This window comes from Flavobacterium eburneipallidum (assembly GCF_027111355.2).
GTDB classification, from domain to species: domain Bacteria; phylum Bacteroidota; class Bacteroidia; order Flavobacteriales; family Flavobacteriaceae; genus Flavobacterium; species Flavobacterium eburneipallidum.
In genome coordinates, this window is the sequence record NZ_CP114291.2 from 1,589,174 (window position 1) to 1,611,241 (window position 22,068).

Genomic DNA, 22,068 nt, shown 5'->3' on the forward strand with positions numbered 1-22,068 from the left:
GTATCCAAAATATCAAAAAATATACCTACAAGGTTTTGTAAACCTTGCAGGAAATCAAAATTGTTTTTAATAAATAAAATTTAAAAAAGTTAAGAATATGAAACTAGTAGATTTTCAAATCATAGGAAAAAAGATTCTCGTTGGGCTAATCGTGTTTTTAGTACCATTAGTCATTTTGGCTGGAGGATTAACAATAGTAAATCAAATTTTAAAATAAAAAATCATGGCATTAGATACAACAAAATTAAAAATAGACTTGGGTATCAGTCTTATTATTTACAGCTTGCCAGTATTGGCAATTTACCTTTATTTTGAACTCAACAATGGCATTGTAACCGACTCACATCTTACATTACCCTCTTATTTAGAATTTCTCCAACCCGCTTTTACGAATATTAGGAGTTGGGGATTAATTGCCTTTGCGATTGTTTTAGGAATTGTCGAATTTGCAGCAGGTTTATATGACGATCAATGGACGGGACGCGAACGCAAAATAGATATTGTTTGTTTTTTAGCTCCAAAATTATTGTTACCGCCAGTAACTGCTTTTTTTAGTTTAACTGCTTTACCATATTTAATTCCAAGTTTAGCCAATTCACTTTCTTGGGTTCCGTTTTGGGGAGGCTTTTTCTTGATTGCAATTGCGGATGATTTGACTCAATATTGGTACCACCGTTTGCACCACCAAGTGCCGTTTTTATGGCGTTTTCATAGAACGCATCACTCGGCTCCCTACATGGGAATGGCGATGGCTTCCCGACAAAACTTCCTTTACACCGTGTTTTTCTCTCAAATTTATTTGACAGCAACATTAACCTATTTAGGATTAGGAATTCCTGCTTTATTTGTTTTGGTTATTAAAAGTATCATCACTTTAGGAGCACACTCTAGCATCGCTTGGGACAAGCCGTTTTACAAATACAAAGCATTGCATCCAATTGCTTGGGTTTTAGAACGTCTTATTTCTACTCCAGCAACACATCATGCACACCATGCTGATACCAGTGGCGATGGTGTTGGACATTTCAAAGGCAACTTTGGTAATATGTTTTTTATTTGGGATATGATTTTTGGTACAGGTTTAATCACTCGTAAATTCCCTGAATCCTACGGAACCAAATCATACAAAAGCGAAGAATGGTATGCCCAATTTCTGTGGCCCATATTCAAATCTAAAATTGAAGGAAGCCCTCTAGCCGATGGAGTTCTCGCATTGCCAATTGCTCCGAAAAAAGATACTGTTCCAACAAATCAAAATGTGTATGAGCCTATTCAATCTTAAAAATAAAGATGCCAAAAAGTATAAAAGACATTAAGTTCGATTGTAATTTTGCCCAAAAGGAATTTGTTTTCATGCAAATAACAGATTCCTTTTTATCCTAAATGCTGTTTTTAGTAACTTTAAAACAAAATTTCAATAATTTCAGAGCATAAATACGATAAAAATGAAAATATATTATTTAGTCACAGTTACTTTTTTGTTGGGATTTCATCCTTCTTTTTCACAAGAAATAAAAAAAGCGGAAACAGTTCCAACAACTTGTGAAGCGATGTGCAAGGCCAATACATCCAAAAAAGCGTTGTTACTACAATCTATTGCTAATAAAGCAAAGTCAACAAATTCAACCGATGGAATGGTTTGGGTCGAGGGAGGAGAATTTAATATGGGAAGCAATGATTATCCTGATTCTAAACCCATTCATAAAGTGACAGTAAAAGGCTATTGGATAGATGAACACGAAGTAACAAATGCACAATTTTCGGCTTTCGTCAAAGCAACTAATTACATAACCATTGCCGAAAGACCGTTGGATCCAAAGGATTATCCAGGTGTGCCATTGGAGAATTTAGTACCTGGTTCGGCAGTATTTTCACCACCAGCAGGCAAAGTGTCTTTACAAAATATGCAACAATGGTGGCAATATGTTCCGGGAGCGAGTTGGCAACATCCATCAGGACCAGAAAGTACTATCGTTGGATTAGAAAATAATCCAGTAGTTCAAATCAGTTATTTGGATGCAAAGGCCTATGCAGAATGGGCTGGGAAACGATTACCAACCGAGGCAGAATGGGAATTTGCAGCCAGAGCAGGAAGGCCACATACCAAATATTATTGGGGAACCGAACTCAAGCCTAATGGCAAATGGATGGCTAATATTTTTCAAGGAAGTTTTCCCAACAACAATACGGCCGAAGACGGTTTTGCAGCCGCAGCTCCAGTGAAATCTTTTCCGAAAAACCCTTTAGGAATCTATGATTTGGAAGGAAATGTATGGGAATGGTGTAGTGATTTATATCGAGACGATTATTATAAAATGACTGCTAGCGATAATCCAACAGGACCTTCAACAAGTCACGATCCCGAAGAGCCAGGAGTAGAAAAACACGTTCAAAAAGGTGGTTCTTATTTGTGTAGCGATCAATACTGCATTCGCTATGTAGCAGGAAGCCGTGGCAAAGGCGAAACTACATCTGCCTGCAATCATCTAGGATTTCGATGTGTAAGTGATAAATGATAAAAAATAGTTTGAAAAAATATAGAAGCCCAAGGAAAATTAGTTCTTGGGCTTTTTTGTTTAAAAATTGTTTTACTTTCTCGGCTTCTTGTTTTCTACTTTCTCCAGCAATTATTTCAGGTAGTATTTTAACTGTTTTATTATCGCTCCATCTTTTCCAATACTCCTCGACAGTAAATATTCCATTGGTTGGTTTTCCTAATTTTTCTGCAAGCCAAATTTCTACTTGTGGAGCCAATTCGAGCCATTGATCAATATCGATTGCATCTAAATATCTCACATCCCTCTAGAAATTTTCTTCTTTTTTTTTCAGCAATCCATTTCTTTTTATCACGATATTTTTTTCCATTAATATTTACATAAGTAGTTTCATTCGGTATTTTATCTAATGGGTTTAATTTCTTTTTTCGTAGTCTTCGTCTGCTTTCCCTTTTTTGTTATTAGTTGTTCCGAATTCCCATACAGTTTCTCCGGAAGGCACAAATAAGTTTTCAGATTCTGTTAATAGCTCACCATCATATCCTCCGGTATTTATATCTTCCCCATAAGAGAATTGCAAATGTTTTATAGAGTTGAAATCTATTGTTGCTATAATTAATCTCCTAATCAATTGTGGAAGATAGTACTTGCATTCTATCGTATCTGCCCAATTCTCGATTTCTCCTGTAGTAATAAGTCTCATAGTAAGTTAAATTTTAATTCAATAGTTTTATTGGTTGCTTGTCTGTAAATCTAGATGATTTTCTGAACTTACATAATTAGTAAATAGGATTAATCATATCTGTCTTATTATAAATTTGTCCAAATCTTCAAGAATCCAGTTCTCAAAGATAGTGTGATACAAGTTATTCGTAACTCTGATATTAACTAATTTACTTAATCTATTCCATACATATATAAGCACAAACTTCTGGAACTACGAGAATTATAGCTTTGTATGGCAAGGAAGATTGCTGAACGAAACCAGCCGTATCAATCTGGTGGAAATATGATTCAGGATGTGACTTTTGAGGAAATCAAATATCATAAAGCACCGAATCGTTTAATCTTCAAGGTTTTACCAATGATGTCGTAGGACAGACACTGAATAAAGAAGGTGTTGCCGTGAGAACCGGACATCATTGTGCGCAACCTATTTTGAGAAGAATGGGAGTTGAAACCTGTGTGAGGCCGTCTTTGGCCTTTTACAACACCACCCAGGATGTGGATGTTTTTATAGAAACCCTCTGGAAATTAAAATCCGGAAAGAAATAGAAAATGAAAGTTTAGGTTGTTTAGTCGTCATAATTATATAGTCTAAAATTTAAAGTTCCCACCAAAACCATCACAATTCTCAAAAAGGTCTATCTTAAAATCATAATTTACAAAAAATCTCCTACTGTAAAACTCAAAAAGTCAGTGCTTTAAAAAAAAGAATAAAAAAAAGATTAAAAAAGGCATTGTTTAATTGAAAAGAGAGTGTACTTTTGCACCCGCAATGACGCAGACGTTCTTATAAATACTGGCAAACGAAAAGAATTAAAGTTGAAAATTTATTTTCAAAAAATTCGAAAAAAGTTTGTGAGATTTAAAAAGAGGTGTTACATTTGCACCCCGCTAAAATAGCAACGATCATTGATATACTGGTAAAGAATTGAGAAGAAAGGGAGAAGAAATTTTCTTAAAAAAAACTTCAAAAAAGTTTGCCAGATTGAAAAAGAGTTACTACTTTTGCACCCGCTAAACGAAAGAATAGCGAGATATAAAAAGACACGTTCCTAGACATATTGAATTGACAGCCGTTCCGATGCAAATCGGAACAAATATAAAGAGAGTAAGAGAATCGGAAGATTTAAAAAACCACTAGAATTTGAGTCGAATAATAAATAAGTCGCAAGACTAAACAATATACGATGAAGAGTTTGATCCTGGCTCAGGATGAACGCTAGCGGCAGGCTTAACACATGCAAGTCGAGGGGTATAGTTCTTCGGAGCTAGAGACCGGCGCACGGGTGCGTAACGCGTATGCAATCTACCTTTCACAGAGGGATAGCCCAGAGAAATTTGGATTAATACCTCATAGTATAACGACTCGGCATCGAGATGTTATTAAAGTCACAACGGTGAAAGATGAGCATGCGTCCCATTAGCTAGTTGGTAAGGTAACGGCTTACCAAGGCTACGATGGGTAGGGGTCCTGAGAGGGAGATCCCCCACACTGGTACTGAGACACGGACCAGACTCCTACGGGAGGCAGCAGTGAGGAATATTGGTCAATGGACGCAAGTCTGAACCAGCCATGCCGCGTGCAGGATGACGGTCCTATGGATTGTAAACTGCTTTTGCACAGGAAGAAACAACGCTACGTGTAGCGTCTTGACGGTACTGTGAGAATAAGGATCGGCTAACTCCGTGCCAGCAGCCGCGGTAATACGGAGGATCCAAGCGTTATCCGGAATCATTGGGTTTAAAGGGTCCGTAGGCGGTTTAGTAAGTCAGTGGTGAAAGCCCATCGCTCAACGGTGGAACGGCCATTGATACTGCTAGACTTGAATTATAAGGAAGTAACTAGAATATGTAGTGTAGCGGTGAAATGCTTAGAGATTACATGGAATACCAATTGCGAAGGCAGGTTACTACTTATGGATTGACGCTGATGGACGAAAGCGTGGGTAGCGAACAGGATTAGATACCCTGGTAGTCCACGCCGTAAACGATGGATACTAGCTGTTGGAAGCAATTTCAGTGGCTAAGCGAAAGTGATAAGTATCCCACCTGGGGAGTACGTTCGCAAGAATGAAACTCAAAGGAATTGACGGGGGCCCGCACAAGCGGTGGAGCATGTGGTTTAATTCGATGATACGCGAGGAACCTTACCAAGGCTTAAATGTAGATTGACCGTTTTGGAAACAGAACTTTCGCAAGACAATTTACAAGGTGCTGCATGGTTGTCGTCAGCTCGTGCCGTGAGGTGTCAGGTTAAGTCCTATAACGAGCGCAACCCCTGTTGTTAGTTGCCAGCGAGTCAAGTCGGGAACTCTAACAAGACTGCCAGTGTAAACTGTGAGGAAGGTGGGGATGACGTCAAATCATCACGGCCCTTACGCCTTGGGCTACACACGTGCTACAATGGCCGGTACAGAGAGCAGCCACTGGGCGACCAGGAGCGAATCTATAAAACCGGTCACAGTTCGGATCGGAGTCTGCAACTCGACTCCGTGAAGATGGAATCGCTAGTAATCGGATATCAGCCATGATCCGGTGAATACGTTCCCGGGCCTTGTACACACCGCCCGTCAAGCCATGGAAGCTGGGGGTGCCTGAAGTCGGTGACCGCAAGGAGCTGCCTAGGGTAAAACTGGTAACTAGGGCTAAGTCGTAACAAGGTAGCCGTACCGGAAGGTGCGGCTGGAACACCTCCTTTCTAGAGCTTTAGTGTTAGCTATATGCACGCTAAAGAAAGAAGACGAAAAATTCAAAAAGGTTGAATCGCAAGATTTAATTACTCTCGCTGTTAGTTCAAATAATACAATTTTAAGTAAAACAGAGTCTCGTAGCTCAGCTGGTTAGAGTACTACACTGATAATGTAGGGGTCGGCAGTTCGAGTCTGCCCGGGACTACTATTTTAACTTAAGAAAGGAAATTTTAGAGGTTGAGTGAAGCCGTTTTAAGTAGTGTTAACTGAAAACTGTTAACTGACAACTAAAAAATGGGGGATTAGCTCAGCTGGCTAGAGCGCCTGCCTTGCACGCAGGAGGTCAACGGTTCGACTCCGTTATTCTCCACAAAAAAGAGTGATCAGATTGCAGTGATTAGTATTCAGTTTAACTGGATACTCAAAATTGAACACTGAACACTTATTTTAAAGTTCATTGACATATTGAGATAAGAAATAATAAAAAGTAGAAAGCGTTTTTTGCTATGCAAATAGTAAAAGACAAAAAAAACGGTCGTAATTGATTTTACGATTGGTACAATAAGCAAAATAAGGGCGTATGGGGGATGCCTTGGCTCTCAGAGGCGATGAAAGGCGTGATAAGCTGCGAAAAGTTACGGGGACGAGCACACATCGTATGATCCGTAAATACCTGAATGGGGCAACCCACTATGTTGAAGACATAGTACACCGATAGGTGGGCGAACCCGCTGAACTGAAACATCTAAGTAGGCGGAGGAGAAGAAAACAAAAGTGATTCCGTAAGTAGTGGCGAGCGAACGCGGATTAGCCCAAACCAATGTTGTTACGGCAATGTTGGGGTTGTAGGACCACGACATTTTATGTACAAGGAACCAGAAGCTACTGGAAAGTAGCGCCAAAGAGAGTGATAGCCTCGTATGGGTAACAAGTATAATAGATAGTGGTATCCTGAGTAGGGCGGGGCACGTGAAACCCTGTCTGAATTTGGCGGGACCATCCGCTAAGGCTAAATACTCCTGAGAGACCGATAGTGAACCAGTACCGTGAGGGAAAGGTGAAAAGAACCGTGAATAACGGAGTGAAATAGATCCTGAAACCATACGCTTACAAGCGGTCGGAGCCCTTTCGTGGGGTGACGGCGTGCCTTTTGCATAATGAGCCTACGAGTTAACGTTGCTGGCAAGGATAAGTGGTTAAGCCACGGATCCGTAGCGAAAGCGAGTCTGAATAGGGCGCTTTAGTCAGTAGTGTTAGACGCGAAACCGTGTGATCTACCCATGGGCAGGATGAAGCTGTGGTAACACACAGTGGAGGTCCGAACCGGTTGACGTTGAAAAGTCTTCGGATGACCTGTGGGTAGGGGTGAAAGGCCAATCAAACTCGGAAATAGCTCGTACTCCCCGAAATGCATTTAGGTGCAGCGTTGGTTATAAGTTATATAGAGGTAGAGCTACTGATTGGATGCGGGGGCTTCACCGCCTACCAATTCCTGACAAACTCCGAATGCTATATAATGTTTACCAGCAGTGAGGGCTTGGGTGCTAAGGTCCAAGTCCGAGAGGGAAAGAACCCAGACCATCAGCTAAGGTCCCCAAATATATGTTAAGTTGAAAGAACGCGGTTTGTCTGCATGGACAGCTAGGATGTTGGCTTGGAAGCAGCCATTCATTTAAAGAGTGCGTAACAGCTCACTAGTCGAGCGGACGAGCATGGATAATAATCGGGCATAAACATATTACCGAAGCTATGGATTTTGTATTTATTTACAAAGTGGTAGGGGAGCATTCTAACAGGGTAGAAGGTGTGTTGTAAAGCATGCTGGACTGGTTAGAAAAGAAAATGTAGGCATAAGTAACGATAATGCGGGCGAGAAACCCGCACACCGAAAGACTAAGGTTTCCACAGCTATGCTAATCAGCTGTGGGTTAGTCGGGACCTAAGGCGAACCCGAAAGGGACAGTCGATGGACCACGGGTTAATATTCCCGTACTACTAATTACTGTGATGGGGTGACGGAGTGATGAAAGCGCCGCGAACTGACGGAATAGTTCGTTGAAGTACCTACCTATAAGATCTGCAGGCAAATCCACAGATTTTGGGGAAATACGATAGTACACGGAGACTTCGGTTGAAGTGATAGTGCGCCTAAGGGCTTCCAAGAAAAACCTCTAAACTTCAGGTAATTAGTACCCGTACCGCAAACCGACACAGGTAGTCGAGGAGAGAATCCTAAGGTGCTCGAGAGATTCATGGCTAAGGAATTAGGCAAAATAGACCCGTAACTTCGGGAGAAGGGTCGCCCCGAGCAATCGGGGCCGCAGTGAAGAGGTCCAGGCGACTGTTTATCAAAAACACAGGGCTCTGCAAAATCGTAAGATGAAGTATAGGGCCTGACACCTGCCCGGTGCTGGAAGGTTAAGAGGAGATGTTATCTTCGGAGAAGCATTGAATTGAAGCCCCAGTAAACGGCGGCCGTAACTATAACGGTCCTAAGGTAGCGAAATTCCTTGTCGGGTAAGTTCCGACCTGCACGAATGGTGTAACGATCTGGACACTGTCTCAGCCATGAGCTCGGTGAAATTGTAGTAACGGTGAAGATGCCGTTTACCCGCAGTGGGACGAAAAGACCCTGTGCACCTTTACTATAGCTTAGTATTGACCTTGGATAAATGATGTGTAGGATAGGTTGGAGACTGTGAAGTGGCGTCGCCAGGCGTTGTGGAGTCATTGTTGAAATACAACCCTTTGTTTATCTGAGGCCTAACCCCATATTGTGGGGGACATTGCTTGGTGGGTAGTTTGACTGGGGTGGTCGCCTCCAAAAGAGTAACGGAGGCTTCTAAAGGTTCCCTCAGTACGCTTGGTAACCGTGCGTAGAGTGCAATGGCATAAGGGAGCTTGACTGAGAGACATACAGGTCGATCAGGTACGAAAGTAGAGCATAGTGATCCGGTGGTTCCGCATGGAAGGGCCATCGCTCAAAGGATAAAAGGTACGCCGGGGATAACAGGCTGATCTCCCCCAAGAGCTCATATCGACGGGGGGGTTTGGCACCTCGATGTCGGCTCGTCACATCCTGGGGCTGGAGAAGGTCCCAAGGGTTGGGCTGTTCGCCCATTAAAGTGGCACGCGAGCTGGGTTCAGAACGTCGTGAGACAGTTCGGTCTCTATCTACTGTGGGCGCAAGAAATTTGAGTGGATCTGATTCTAGTACGAGAGGACCGAATTGGACTAACCTCTAGTGTATCTGTTGTTCCGCCAGGAGCATCGCAGAGTAGCTACGTTGGGAAGGGATAAGCGCTGAAAGCATATAAGCGCGAAACCCACCACAAGATGAGATTTCTTTTAAGGATCGTGGGAGATGACCACGTTGATAGGCTATAGATGTAAAGGCAGTAATGTCATAGTCGAGTAGTACTAATAATCCGTAAGCTTATGTACACCCTTTTCCCGAGCCGCAAGGCTCGGGGAGAAACTTTCTAATACTTTTTATATTCTTTATCTCAGTATGTTAAGATATTATTGCAATTTTTAATTTTTAATTCGAAATTTTTAATTGCAAATAATTGCCCAAAGCAATTATAACCTCTTAAGGTGGTTATTGCGGCGGGGCTCACCTCTTCCCATCCCGAACAGAGTAGTTAAGCCCGCCTGCGCAGATGGTACTGCAGTTATGTGGGAGAGTATGTCGTCGCCTTTCTTTTGAAAACCCTTCATCAATAGATGAAGGGTTTTTTGTTTTAACTCGATTTGAGAAAGTTTTTGGAAATATTAAATGAATCGGATTAATCCTAGATCTGTGGATCAATAAGAATTAAGCATAAATATTAGTTAGTCTTAAAAGGAAGAATTCTTACGTTTCTTTCTTTTGCTCAATTGTGTGTTAAAGGATTTAATTTAACTTTGAAAATCACGTATTGTTTGTTTTGTCAAAATAAATAGTTTAATGTAGATTGATGATCATTTATCATCGTTCAAGGTATTATATTAAAAGACATAATTCTGATTGTTTTTTTCTGTCGATTTGGTCAATCAACTTAATTAAATAATTTATTAGCTTTTTTTCCAAAGATTTTACCTAATTCTTGTCACATCTAATGCACTTTTGAATGTTTAATATAAATAGATTTTGATTCTATAAAAACAATTAAAGGGTGATCTGTATATTTTTGTTTAATTTTTTAATAGAATATTTTATAAAATCTATTATCTCTATTTTAATGCTTTAATTTGATAAATTTAAGATGAATGAATTTATAAAAACACATAAAAAAGTCCCATTTTGATAGCAAAATGGGACTTTTTTATGAAATTGTGATTGTATTAAAATCTGTATCTGATTGCTAAAGCGATATCAGAACTGTAATTATCACCATAGTAATTAACTGCACCAATTTCTGGTCTAAAATCCAATGAAAGTAAAATTGGCACTTCTTTGAAGCCATATTCTATACCAATATCTCCAGCTGCAAAAGCAAATGTTCCGTTATCTTTGTTGTTACCATTGTTGTAGCTCCAACTTCCAACACCACCACCAATACCAGCATACCAGTTGAATCCTCCGTCAATATTCCATACCCATTGGTATAAACCTGTAAGCTTGAAACCATCAACATTGTCGTTATTTCTCCAACCTAAATCCAATTCTAATCGGTTGTTGTCAGACAATCCTCTTTGATACGATATTTCACCACCAAAACCGTTGTTGTCTCCTAAACGCAATCCTAGAGCGTTTTTCGAAATGTCTTGAGCCTGTGCAGCGAATGTTAATCCCATTAACATTATAGCCGATAAAATAATTTTTTTCATAATTGAGTTTTTGTTTTTACAAAGATAGAACTATCATAATGCGAAAATATTATATTTTGAATTAATAATGTTTCATAATTACCACATTTTTTTTCACAATTTGGTAAGTAGGTTCCTTGTTTAGAATAATTTGGTTTGAAATATTGCCTTAAACTTTTAAACTAAAATCTAAAATAGTACTTTTGTTCAAAACTAATTACAATGGCAGGAAATAGCTACGGAACACTATTTAGAATAACTACTTTTGGAGAATCACACGGAGAAGCTTTAGGCGGAATAATTGATGGATGTCCATCTGGAATTGCATTGGATATGGAAGCCATTCAGTTAGAAATGTCAAGAAGAAAACCAGGGCAGTCTAAAATTGTGACTCAACGAAAAGAACCAGATGATGTTCAGTTTTTATCTGGGATTTTTGAAGGTAAAACTACTGGAACTCCTATTGGTTTTATTATTCCGAATACCAATCAAAAATCAGATGATTACTCGCATATAAAAGACAATTACCGACCAAGTCATGCCGATTATGTGTATGAAAAAAAATATGGTGTTCGTGATTATCGTGGTGGCGGAAGAAGTTCTGCTCGTGAAACAGCTAGTAGAGTAGTAGCTGGAGCGATTGCCAAACAAATGCTACCAGAAATAAAATTCAATGCTTATGTTTCTTCTGTTGGTCCACTTTATTTAGAAAAGCCATACCAAGATTTAGATTTTTCAAAAATAGAAAGCAATCCAGTGCGTTGTCCAGATGAAAAAATGGCAGCTGAAATGGAGGAATATATCAAGCAAATTAAAAAAGATGGCGACACCGTTGGCGGAACTATTACTTGTGTGATTCAAAATGTACCAGTTGGTTTAGGCGAACCGGTTTTTGATAAACTCCATGCTGAATTAGGAAAAGCCATGCTTTCGATAAATGCGGTAAAAGGCTTTGAATTTGGAAGCGGTTTCTGCGGTTCTGAAATGAAAGGAAGCGAGCATAATGATTTATACAATGCTGATGGAACTACTATAACCAATCTTTCAGGAGGAATTCAAGGGGGAATCAGCAATGGAATGGATATTTATTTTCGTGTAGCTTTCAAGCCAGTGGCAACTATTATGCAAAAACAAGATTCGTTGAATAATAAAGGAGAAATTACCGAGATGACAGGTAAAGGACGTCATGATCCTTGTGTAGTTCCTCGTGCGGTTCCTATTGTAGAGGCTATGGCAGCAATAGTTTTAGCCGATTTTTATTTGATAAATAAAACATATAAATAAACGGTATTTTTAAAATAATCGTATTGTTTTTTAACAATATACTAATTATAAAAAGGTGAGCTAATAATTTTTATTAGACTCACCTTTTTTTTGTACTTTTTATCCAGATTTAAACTTTTAAGCCCAATAAAATGACTCAAACCGAAACCTCAAAATCCACACTTTTAGGCAATCTTACGTTTCAAATTCTGATTGCTATGTTGCTTGGTGCGACTTTAGGAATTGTTATTCATAATATGTATGATGCTTCTTTTGCTAAACAATTTAGTGATAATATTAAAATATTGGCAACCATTTTCATCCGTTTGGTACAAATGATAATTGCACCATTGGTTTTTACAACTTTGGTTGTTGGTATTGCTAAATTGGGCGATGTCAAAACGGTAGGAAGAGTTGGAGGCAAAGCATTAGCTTGGTTTTTTAGTGCTTCATTTATGTCTTTGTTGATAGGAATGTTTTGGGTAAATGTGTTACAACCTGGAGTTGGATTGAATTTATCTGATGTTGATTTGACTTCGGCAGCAGAAGTAACTGAAAAAACACAACATTTTTCGGCTCAAAATTTTATAGAGCATATTTTTCCCAAGAGTATTTTTGAAGCGATGGCCAATAACGAAATCTTGCAAATTGTTGTTTTTTCTATCTTTTTCGGATTGGCAGCAGCCTCAATTGGTACTTATGTCAAACCTATTATTTACTCATTAGACAAGACTTCACATATCATTTTAAAAATGGTCAATTATGTGATGAAGTTTGCTCCAATGGGAGTTTTCGGAGCTATTGCTGGCGTTTTTGCTATCAAAGATTTGAATGATTTGGTGATTACCTATATCAAATATTTTAGTTCGTTCCTGGTTGGAATAGCTTCCTTATGGACTTTTCTTTTATTGATAGGTTTTATTTTTCTTGGAAGAAGATTAAAAATTTTGTTGAAACACATTATCAGTCCATTAATTATTGCTTTTGGAACCACCAGTAGCGAAGCAGTTTTTCCTAAACTAACTGAAGAATTAGAACGATTTGGAGTCAAAGATAAAATAGTTTCTTTTATGTTACCACTGGGCTATTCTTTCAATCTGGATGGCAGTATGATGTACATGACTTTTGCTAGTTTGTTTATTGCTCAAGCCTATGGAATAGAGTTGGATTTAGGTACACAAATGATAATGCTTTTGGTGTTAATGCTAACTAGTAAAGGTATCGCTGGAGTTCCTAGAGCTAGTTTGGTTATTGTGGCTGCAACTTGTGGTATGTTTGATATTCCTGTAGAAGGAATTGCACTTATTCTTCCTATTGATCATTTTTGTGATATGTTTAGAACCGCTACTAATGTTTTGGGCAATGCTTTAGCAACATCAGTAGTAGGCAAATGGGAAAGCGGAAAAGAAGATTGATAATCATAATTATCAACCGTTATTGATGAAAATAATAGCGTATAAACTTTGGAACAAAAAAATATTAGAATTTGGTTATAATTTATATTTATTTATGGCTTATATTTATTTATGGCTTATATTTGAAATGAGAATATTTTGTTATGCTTCAATTTAGGTTTTTTGTTTTGTTGTTTTTAATGCTGATTTCATTCAGTGTTAACTCTTTTGCACAGCAAAAAATCATTTCTAAAATACCCTCAAAAAAAGAAATAAATAAAATTGCAAAACAAGCTATAAAATACCTCAATGAATCCAATTTCGAAAAATCTATAGCTACTTCACGCAAGGTTTTGTATTATGCTAGTAGTATTCAAGATAATTATCTAATTGCAGTTTCTTACAATACAATAGCTGCTAATTTAGATGAATTAGCAGAATACGACAAAGCGATTTTTTATTACAACAAAGGCTTGTTTTATGCCAATAAAACCAATGATGATGAAATAAAAAACTTCATAAACAATAATTTAGGCAATGTATATTGTTTTGAAAAAAAGCAATATAAGAAAGGAATTGGGTTTTATGAAAAATCATTGGAATACAGTCAAAAAGCAGCTGATACTAGTCAAATGGTTTTTACAAAATTGAATATTGCTTGGGTTTATTTTGATATAAATCAGTTTAACAAAGGAAAAAAGTATTTAGAATTTTGTAATAAATACCATCCCAAGTTTGGTGATAACACTACGATTGTTGTTCTCAATATGCTTAATGGAATGTATTGTGCCAGCAAAAACGAAGATAAAAAGGCTGATTCCTATTTTATAAAAGCCATCGAATTAGGAACAAAAGGGAGCGAAAAGTTAGATTTATCCTATTCACATCAAGAATATTCCAAGTTTTTATTGAAAAGAGGAGATTATAAAAATGCCTACGAAAACTTGGTGATTTACAATAAAATTACAGAAGAATTATTTAATGATGAAAAGTTAAAAAAAGCAGAAGTTGCAGGAATAAATCTTGAATTGGATGAGTACAAACGAGAGGTTGGTAAAATTGAAGTAGAGAAAGAAGTACAAGCTGAAAGTTTGAAACAATCCAGAATTATTGTAATTCTTTTTGTTTTAGTATTGTTAGTATTGTTGCTGTTACTTAATTCGTTATTCAAAAATTATAAGTTTAAGAAAAAAACCAATAGAGAACTTATTATTGCTAATCAGGAACTTAAAATTGCTAAAGAAAAAGCCGAAGAAGGCTCCTTACTCAAAACACAATTTGTATCAACAATGAGCCATGAATTGAGAACGCCGTTGTATGGAGTAATTGGAATTACAAATATGCTTTTAGACGAACATAAGGAATTAGAAAATAGTCCACATTTGAGTTCTCTAAAGTTTTCTGCTCGATATTTATTATCGCTGGTTAATGATATTTTGCAGATTAATAAAATTGAAGAAAACAGAATTGTACTAGAAAATTTAGCATTCAATATCGCTGATGAAATCACGATGATAAAAAATTCACTTTCTTTTATCGCTCAAAATAATAAGAATGAAGTTGTTGTAAAAGTCGATTCGGCTATTCCAGAGTATTTGATTGGAGATAAATTAAGATTCTCTCAAATTGTAATGAATTTAGTAAGCAATGCACTAAAATTTACCAAAAACGGAGAAGTAATCATTACTGCTGATTTGGTCAAAGTAGAAAATAAATTACATTATATTGAATTTAAAATCAAAGACAACGGAATAGGAATAGCTACTACAGATCAGGATAAGATTTTTGAAAAATTTGTTCAAGTCGGTAGAAATGAGAATGATTATCAAGGAACAGGACTTGGATTAGCCATTGTAAAGCGATTATTGACTTTGTTTAAAAGCGATATTCAACTTGAAAGTAAAGTAGGAGAGGGAACTCAATTCAAATTTACCATAGCCTTTGAGTATGATTTGGCTAAAACAAAAGAGCTAATCAATGATATTACGGTTGACTTGAGTTCGAGTCAGATTTATAAAATACTAGTGGTAGAAGATAATAAGATAAACCAAATTGTAACTCAAAAAATTATCGAAAAGAATTTTTGCAGTTGCAGTATTGTAGATGATGGATTTCAGGCTATAGAGCTTGTGAGCAAAGAAAAATTTGATGTCATTTTAATGGATATAAATATGCCTTTGATGAACGGTTTTGAAACCACCAGAAAAATTCGCCAAAAAGGAATACAAACTCCGATTATTGCACTCACCGCTTTTGCAAAAAACGAAATAACCGAAGAGGCTATTTCTTCAGGAATGAATGATATTATTGTAAAACCCTTTGAGCCTTTGAAGTTATTCCAAATCATAAATGATCAAATAAATAAAAAAGCGATGTTGGTGAATTGATTATTTTGTTTCCTCTTGTTCTTCAAAATTATCAAAATAAGTAAAGTCTTTTGTAATGAGTCCATTTTCTATTGTGAAAATGGTACAAATTGGCAACTCAAATTTTGAATTATCAGGAGCAGTTCCACTTGAAACAAACTCTACAACGATGTGTTTCTCTCCAGAAGGATATACTTGAATAACTTTATCTTGCAAGTCAGGAAACACTTCATTTAGTTCCGAATATTTATCGATAATCTGTTGTCGAGTTTGTTTAACAATGCCATGACCTAATGAAGGATCTTTAAAGTCGGCTGATTCTGTGTACATATTTGCCATTTTTGACCACTCGTGATTGTTGAAATGTTCAAAATATTGCTTTACTAGTTTTTCATTTTCTGTAGCTGCCATTTTTGATTCGTTTTTGTTAGTACAAGAAGTTAGGGTTAAAGTTGCGATAAATAGGATTAGTAAGTATTTCATCTTTTCTTCATTTTTAGGAGTTAAACTAGCAGGGCTATTAGAAGACAAGAAATGTGTTTTTTCCATCTGTCATTCTATTTTAATTTTTTCTTTTCAAATTTAATAATTTTTTCCTGTTAATTTCAAAAGAGAGCTAGGCTGCCATTATGAAATTAATTTATGCTCTCAAGTTAAATTAAATCACTTCATTGTAAAAATTGCCTTTCATGAATGTTAAATTACAAATTAAATTACATATCCTGTAAATTTTATATGTTTAATTTTATTTATCTTTAATAAACATCTAAAAGTATTAATTATTTGTTTTTCAATTGTTTGAATTACAAATATTCAATATTTTAACATTCTTAAATATAAAGTATTGATAACTAATAAGATGAAGTCAAGCAGTACAGGACAGGACAGGATACGTTTTTGTGAGTGAAAATCTATATTAGCTCCAAACTAAATTCTCTTATAACCAAAAAACAACTAAAAAATTTATGAAAAAAAATTCCTTACCATTTAAGCAATTGCTTAAAATTTTTATGCTTTGTGGCTTGATGTCAAATCTTGGTGATTTGAATGCACAAACCCTAGCATTTCCAGAAGCTACAGGTTTTGGTAGATACACTACAGGGGCTCGAGGAGCAGCTAATCCTCAAATTTATTTGGTAACCAATTTGAATGATAGCGGACCAGGTTCTTTTAGAGACGCTGTTAGTCAAGAAGGTCGATTTGTGATTTTTAGAGTAGGTGGTATAATCAATACAGCAACTCAAATTGTAATACCTAAAAATACCACCATTGCTGGGCAAACTGCCACTGGAGAAGGAATTGTGTTCTTGGGACAAAGAGTAACATTTTCTGGAGCAAGCAATACAATTGCTCGTTATATGCGTATTCGTTATGGTGGAACTGCACAAAATCAAGACACTTCAGGTTTGTCTAACGGAGCCAATATGATTTTTGATCACATGTCTTTTACTTGGGGAACAGACGAAGTTTTTTCTATCAACTGGGATAACAAAGGTACAAGTCCAGATAATATCACTATTCAAAATTCCATTATTGGTCAAGCTTTACACCGTCATAATCACTCTGCTGGAGGTTTAATTCAGCCACCAGATGGAGGTAAAGTCAGCTTGATAGGGAATTTGTATATCTGTAACAAAACCCGAAATAATAAGATAAAAGGAATTAACGAGTTTGTAAACAACGTAGTGTATAACTGGGGTAATTATGGAAATACGTACGGACATTCTGAATCTGGAGAAGCCTACATCATGGGAGGAGACTCGGCAGGAAGATCGGATGTGAATATTATTAATAATTACTTTATTGGAGGACCAAATACAGGAACTTCTGTAAGCACCCCTTTCAACAGAGGAAATGAGAACTTCTATTTGTACGGTCCAGGCAATTATTTTGATAATAATAGAAATGGTATTTTAGATGGTAATTTGGTTCCACAAGATTTAACGGGTTTTCCAGTAGGAACAGATGCGACAAATATTTTGTCAACTCCGTATGATTATCCAATGAAGAATACTACGTTATCAGCTGTAGATGCTTACAATAAAATTGTAGAAAGTGCAGGAGCTTCATATCCAAGACGTGATCAGGTAGAAAATCTAATGATTTCTGACTTGAGCTCTAAAGGAACAGCTGGGACTTATGTGTATGTGCAAACGAATTTGAGAGATCAGTTTGGATTTACAAATGGTGGTGCGGGTCATGTTTATGGTGCACCAGCTCCTTTGGATACAGATAATGATGGTATGCCAGATGCTTGGGAAGATGCTAATGGATTGAATAAAAATGTTTTTGATGGTTTGAATGTAAGTGCCACTCAAGCTCCTTATTTGAATATTGAAGTGTATATTAACGGATTGACCAATACCATACCACCTGATTTTATTATTCCACCGTCAAATTTGAATTTTACAAACGTGGCCTCTACAGAAGTTCCACCATCCAGTTCTTTGACACTGAATTGGACTGATGGTGCTACTAACGAAACCAATTATGTTGTTGAACGTTCTACAAACGGAACGAATTATACAGTAGTAGCTACATTAGGCGCAGATGTTACAACTTATAACGACACTAACTTGACGCCAAATACAATGTATTATTATCAAGTTAAAGCAATCAATACAACAGAAGCATCGGTTTATGCAGGAACTTCTATAACTACTCCACCAATTCCGTCGGCACCTGCAAAAACAGCCACACCAACTCCTGCTAATGCTTCAAATACAGTAGAATTAGTTGGCGGTAATACCACTTTGAAATGGACAGGAAGTTCTAATACAACTACTTATTCTGTATATTTAGGTACAGATCCTTCTAATTTGACAAAACTAGGCGATGTTGCTTATGCAGCAGCTCCGTCCTATTTAGCTACAGGTTTAAGTCCTGCAACTACTTATTATTGGAGAGTTGATGCAACTAATGTAAAAGGAACTGCAACAGGTGATGTGTGGAGTTTTAGTGCACTAACACCAAGTTTAGTAGGTCATTGGCCGTTTAAAGAAGCTCCTCTAGAAGGAGAAAAAATTGCAGATTTAACAACTTATGCTAATGATGGATTGCTAGATGTTGCCTATGATAATGCTAATGTTAGAGTGGCAGGAAAGCACAACAATGCCTTGGATTTAACAACATCTTCGAGTGCGATGTATTTGGCAAGTATTCCAAATCAAGATCATATTCTATTTGATAGAAATTCGTTTACAGTTTCTTATTGGATGAAAGCAGCTCCAAGTTTATTGCCAACTAATACTGCAACAAGTCTTTATGTTTTATGTAAAGGATCAATCACAAAAAATGCAACAACTGGTGCTACAGGTAAACGTTTTGACGTGGAAGTAAAAGGTGGTTTATTGCGTTTTGCAATAGATGATGATGTAACAAAACGAGAGGTTACCACTTCGGCAGCTAAATTTTTTACAGGAAATTGGGTAAATGTAATTATAATGAGAGATATGGTTGCTCGCAAAATTAGAATTTATACTGATGGTGTTTTTTCTGCAGAACTGGACGAAACCGCAGTAACAGGTATTGGTGAAGCAAGTGATTTTGTGATTGGGAATATTGGTGAGTTAGAGTTCAAAGCGGCTACAAATACTCCAGCACCATACAAAGGTTCGTTTGATGATCTAAAAATGTTTAATTATGCACTAACAGCTGCTCAAGTGACTGCTTTGTATAATCAAGATGTGTTGAGTAATGAAAAATTTAGTCAAAACAAACTAGGAGGAATCGTTTATCCTAATCCAGTAAAAGATCAAATTTTTATCACTGTTCCTAACTACAATCAAACCGAAGCAACAGTAACTTTAAGTGATATGACTGGAAAAATTATTCTTTCAGAAAAAGTAATTTCTGATAGCAATGGTTTATTCAGCGTTAATATTGCTGGCAAAAACATCAAAGGAATTTATATTTTGAATGTTTCTGGAGATAAATTGAATAGCAACTTTAAAATTATAGCAGAGTAAAATAATAACTTTTTATTTTTAAATCCTTTCAGAGAAATTTCTTTGAAAGGATTTTTTTTTTTTAATAAGTTTCTGTTATGTTTTTTTTAAGTTTTTTATTTATTTAACTATTTATTGGTTATATATTTTATTTTTTAACAATAAAAATGTAATTTTATGTAAAATTTAATATTTTATGTAATTATTTTTTTGTTATACTATTGGTTTTTTTGTAGTGTGAACAGTATAAATTAAAAAAAAACCGAATTAAGGGGTAACAAATTTTCAACCTAATGTATCTATTACTATAACACCAAAAAACTATTAATTTAAACTTTAGAAATTATGAAAAATTTAATTTTTGCAACCATTGCTTTTATAGCTGTTGCTAGTATTACAAGTCCATTATTTGCTCAAACTGCAGTAGCTAAAACCACAGGTTATGATTTGAAAAAAAGTGTAAAATGTAGAATTGTTACCACAGAATCAGGATGTACGGTATTGTTTGACAACGAAGATGCCGCTATTTTAAGCAAAAAAGGTTATGATTATTATAAAGCAAGTTCTGGATTTAGTGTGAGTGCTTCCGATAATTCAGTTAGTGAAGTAGTGAGTCCTAGAGATGCTGCCAGTGGATTGCCAACTGGAAAAAGACAACACAAACCAATGACAATTACAAAAGAATTGGACAAAAGTTCACCAAAGTTAGCAGAATCAGTTTCAGGTCAAGTAGAGTCGATGAAACCAGGTTCTGGTGGAGGTTCAGGAAAGGTGAGCATGCAAGACATGAGTTTCAGTAAAGTTAATGTGCAAGACATTAGTTTTACTAAAAGATGTGCAGGTAAAACATCCAAGTTGTCTGTTATAGATGGCGAATGTGTAATTTCAACAGCTGATTGTCCAAACGGATCCTGTAATGTAACGGTATCTTGGAGCTGGGGAACATCCAATTCAAGTCGTTGTTCAGTAGATTTTTTATTAGAGATTCAAGATGGAGTTTGTACAGCAATGGCTATCAACGAAAAAGGATTACCAGGCAATAAAGGCAATAAAAAATAAAATTTTAAATAAACAGGAGATTTTATCTCCTGTTTTTCTACAAAAAACAGAATTTATGATTTTATTAAAATCCTTTCAATATGAAAATAACTACTACTACTACTACTACTACTACTACTACTACTACTACTACTAAAATAATGTTTAGGTCAGTTTATTATGTTCTTTTATTTATTCTAATTGGAGTTAATTCTTTATTTGCCCAAAAAGATTTAATCCAAAAAAAAGATACGACTAGCATCCGTTGTAAAATTCTAACCGAAACACCTACCATTTATACTTATGCGTATTTGAATGCAAAAAATAAAGTAAAAAAATCCAACATTTTAAAATCTAACGTAGAGAATATTGAATTCAATAAATACGATAAAAACTTAATTGAGAATTCTGTTTTCACTGACAAAGAAGTGGCTGTTTATTCAGAAGAACCCATAAAATCGTATCAATATGCAATTGCTGTAGGCTTGAATTTGAGTAATATTTTAGAATTCAATGCTCCTTCTGGTCCTGATAAAAAAAGTTTTTCGGCAACCACCACCTTGGATTTTGGATTGGATTATTACAAAGAAGGCAGTCGCTTTGCAATGACCAATGAACTTCACTGGGTTTTTGCCATCCAAAAATCGGGTATTTCAGGAAGTGATCGCATTCAGAGAGTTTCTGATGATTTTACTACGTTACATGATTTTTCATTTACCTTGAGTAAAAACAGTAAATGGAATGCTAATTTAATCGTAAAAAATAGTACTTCTGTTTTTACCATTTATGATGGCGACTACTTTAAAGATTATAATAATAACGGAAAAATTCAAGGTTTTTTGAGTCCCTACCAAGTGGTGCTTTCGCCGGGAATAAAATATCAACCCAACGATTATTTTAGATTGTCACTTTCTCCCTATTCGGTTCGGTTGTATGGTTTGACCAGTCAGCAAATTGCCAATACAGGATTTTACACCCAAGAGTTTGACAGTAACGGTGATTATGATCTTTTTAATTATGAGCAATTAGGAGCAGAACTTAATATATGGTACGACAGGAAGTACAAGAAATGGCTCGAAATGCAATATCGATTGGGATTTTCTTCGGATTATTTTTCAGAAACCGACACAACAGTTTTAATGGATGGTATGTTTATTACTAAAATAAAATTGTTTAAAAATATTTACCTTAACCATCGCGCTGTTTTAAAAGGCGATTTACTACAAAGCCCATTGAAACCGTATTATAAACAAACTATTTTATTGAGTTTTGCTAAAAGCTTTTAGGGTTAGAATGAAAAAAAAGTGTTCAATTTTATGATTGAACACTTTTTTTTAGTCTCTCTTTGGACTATTTTT

Annotated in this window: 14 protein-coding genes, 2 tRNA genes and 3 rRNA genes; 15 read left to right on the forward strand and 4 right to left on the reverse strand. The window is 36.2% G+C overall.

Annotated elements, in window-relative coordinates:
* Positions 1 to 223 precede the first annotated feature (223 nt).
* Complete coding sequence (locus tag OZP15_RS06655) at positions 224 to 1,282, forward strand: sterol desaturase family protein (protein ID WP_281337340.1); 1,059 nt, start codon at positions 224 to 226, stop codon at positions 1,280 to 1,282.
* Between the two features lie 163 nt (positions 1,283 to 1,445).
* Positions 1,446 to 2,516, forward strand: coding sequence for a formylglycine-generating enzyme family protein (locus OZP15_RS06660; RefSeq protein WP_281337341.1), 1,071 nt, complete (start codon positions 1,446 to 1,448; stop codon positions 2,514 to 2,516).
* On the opposite strand, the gene OZP15_RS06665 is transcribed toward OZP15_RS06660, so the two are convergent.
* Together OZP15_RS06665 and OZP15_RS06670 are read right to left on the reverse strand one after the other, a co-directional pair.
* Positions 2,467 to 2,796 (reverse strand): hypothetical protein, encoded by a 330-nt coding sequence (locus OZP15_RS06665; RefSeq protein ID WP_269227676.1) that lies wholly within the window; start codon positions 2,794 to 2,796, stop codon positions 2,467 to 2,469. The two genes, OZP15_RS06660 and OZP15_RS06665, sit on opposite strands and share 50 nt — an antisense overlap.
* Positions 2,797 to 2,910: 114 nt before the next feature.
* Entirely contained in the window at positions 2,911 to 3,198 is a 288-nt protein-coding gene (locus OZP15_RS06670; protein ID WP_269227677.1) for a hypothetical protein, read from the reverse strand.
* Positions 3,199 to 3,453: 255 nt separating this feature from the next.
* Between OZP15_RS06670 and OZP15_RS06675 the strand changes: the two genes are divergently transcribed.
* The 7 genes from OZP15_RS06675 (at position 3,454) to rrf (ending at position 9,614) form a co-directional block, all read left to right on the forward strand.
* Positions 3,454 to 3,591 (forward strand): hypothetical protein, encoded by a 138-nt coding sequence (locus tag OZP15_RS06675; protein WP_269227678.1) that lies wholly within the window; start codon positions 3,454 to 3,456, stop codon positions 3,589 to 3,591.
* An 8-nt stretch (positions 3,592 to 3,599) separates the two neighbouring features.
* Positions 3,600 to 3,770 (forward strand): aminotransferase class V-fold PLP-dependent enzyme, encoded by a 171-nt coding sequence (locus OZP15_RS06680; RefSeq protein ID WP_269227885.1) that lies wholly within the window; start codon positions 3,600 to 3,602, stop codon positions 3,768 to 3,770.
* A 635-nt stretch (positions 3,771 to 4,405) separates the two neighbouring features.
* Positions 4,406 to 5,919, forward strand: a 16S ribosomal RNA gene (locus OZP15_RS06685).
* A gap of 123 nt (positions 5,920 to 6,042) precedes the next feature.
* Positions 6,043 to 6,116 (forward strand) — tRNA-Ile (locus OZP15_RS06690).
* Between the two features lie 91 nt (positions 6,117 to 6,207).
* Positions 6,208 to 6,281, forward strand: a tRNA-Ala gene (locus OZP15_RS06695).
* 189 nt (positions 6,282 to 6,470) lie between these two features.
* A 23S ribosomal RNA gene (locus OZP15_RS06700) occupies positions 6,471 to 9,355 on the forward strand.
* 149 nt (positions 9,356 to 9,504) lie between these two features.
* Positions 9,505 to 9,614, forward strand: a 5S ribosomal RNA gene (gene rrf / locus OZP15_RS06705).
* Together the 16S, 23S and 5S rRNA genes with 2 tRNA genes alongside form the textbook arrangement of a ribosomal RNA operon.
* Positions 9,615 to 10,237: 623 nt before the next feature.
* On the opposite strand, the gene OZP15_RS06710 is transcribed toward rrf, so the two are convergent.
* Complete coding sequence (locus OZP15_RS06710; RefSeq protein WP_269227679.1) at positions 10,238 to 10,723, reverse strand: hypothetical protein; 486 nt, start codon at positions 10,721 to 10,723, stop codon at positions 10,238 to 10,240.
* A 201-nt stretch (positions 10,724 to 10,924) separates the two neighbouring features.
* On the opposite strand from OZP15_RS06710, the gene aroC reads away from it, so the two are divergent.
* The 3 genes from aroC (at position 10,925) to OZP15_RS06725 (ending at position 15,746) form a co-directional block, all read left to right on the forward strand.
* On the forward strand, positions 10,925 to 11,986 hold the full coding sequence (gene aroC / locus OZP15_RS06715; RefSeq protein ID WP_281337342.1) for a chorismate synthase: 1,062 nt from the start codon (positions 10,925 to 10,927) through the stop codon (positions 11,984 to 11,986).
* Positions 11,987 to 12,117: 131 nt separating this feature from the next.
* A complete protein-coding gene (locus OZP15_RS06720; RefSeq protein WP_269227680.1) occupies positions 12,118 to 13,380 on the forward strand; it encodes a dicarboxylate/amino acid:cation symporter in 1,263 nt (420 codons plus the stop codon).
* A gap of 143 nt (positions 13,381 to 13,523) precedes the next feature.
* Entirely contained in the window at positions 13,524 to 15,746 is a 2,223-nt protein-coding gene (locus OZP15_RS06725; RefSeq protein ID WP_281337343.1) for a tetratricopeptide repeat-containing hybrid sensor histidine kinase/response regulator, read from the forward strand.
* On the opposite strand, the gene OZP15_RS06730 is transcribed toward OZP15_RS06725, so the two are convergent.
* Entirely contained in the window at positions 15,747 to 16,274 is a 528-nt protein-coding gene (locus OZP15_RS06730) for a nuclear transport factor 2 family protein (protein ID WP_269227685.1), read from the reverse strand.
* Between the two features lie 416 nt (positions 16,275 to 16,690).
* Here OZP15_RS06730 and OZP15_RS06735 point away from each other — a divergent pair, with 416 nt between their 5' ends.
* From OZP15_RS06735 to OZP15_RS06745, 3 genes are all read left to right on the forward strand, one after another.
* A complete protein-coding gene (locus OZP15_RS06735; protein WP_281337344.1) occupies positions 16,691 to 19,693 on the forward strand; it encodes a LamG-like jellyroll fold domain-containing protein in 3,003 nt (1,000 codons plus the stop codon).
* Between the two features lie 324 nt (positions 19,694 to 20,017).
* A complete protein-coding gene (locus OZP15_RS06740) occupies positions 20,018 to 20,731 on the forward strand; it encodes a type VI secretion system tube protein Hcp (RefSeq protein WP_269227688.1) in 714 nt (237 codons plus the stop codon).
* Between the two features lie 80 nt (positions 20,732 to 20,811).
* Entirely contained in the window at positions 20,812 to 21,996 is a 1,185-nt protein-coding gene (locus OZP15_RS06745) for a hypothetical protein (RefSeq protein WP_281337345.1), read from the forward strand.
* The last annotated feature ends 72 nt before the right edge of the window (positions 21,997 to 22,068 follow it).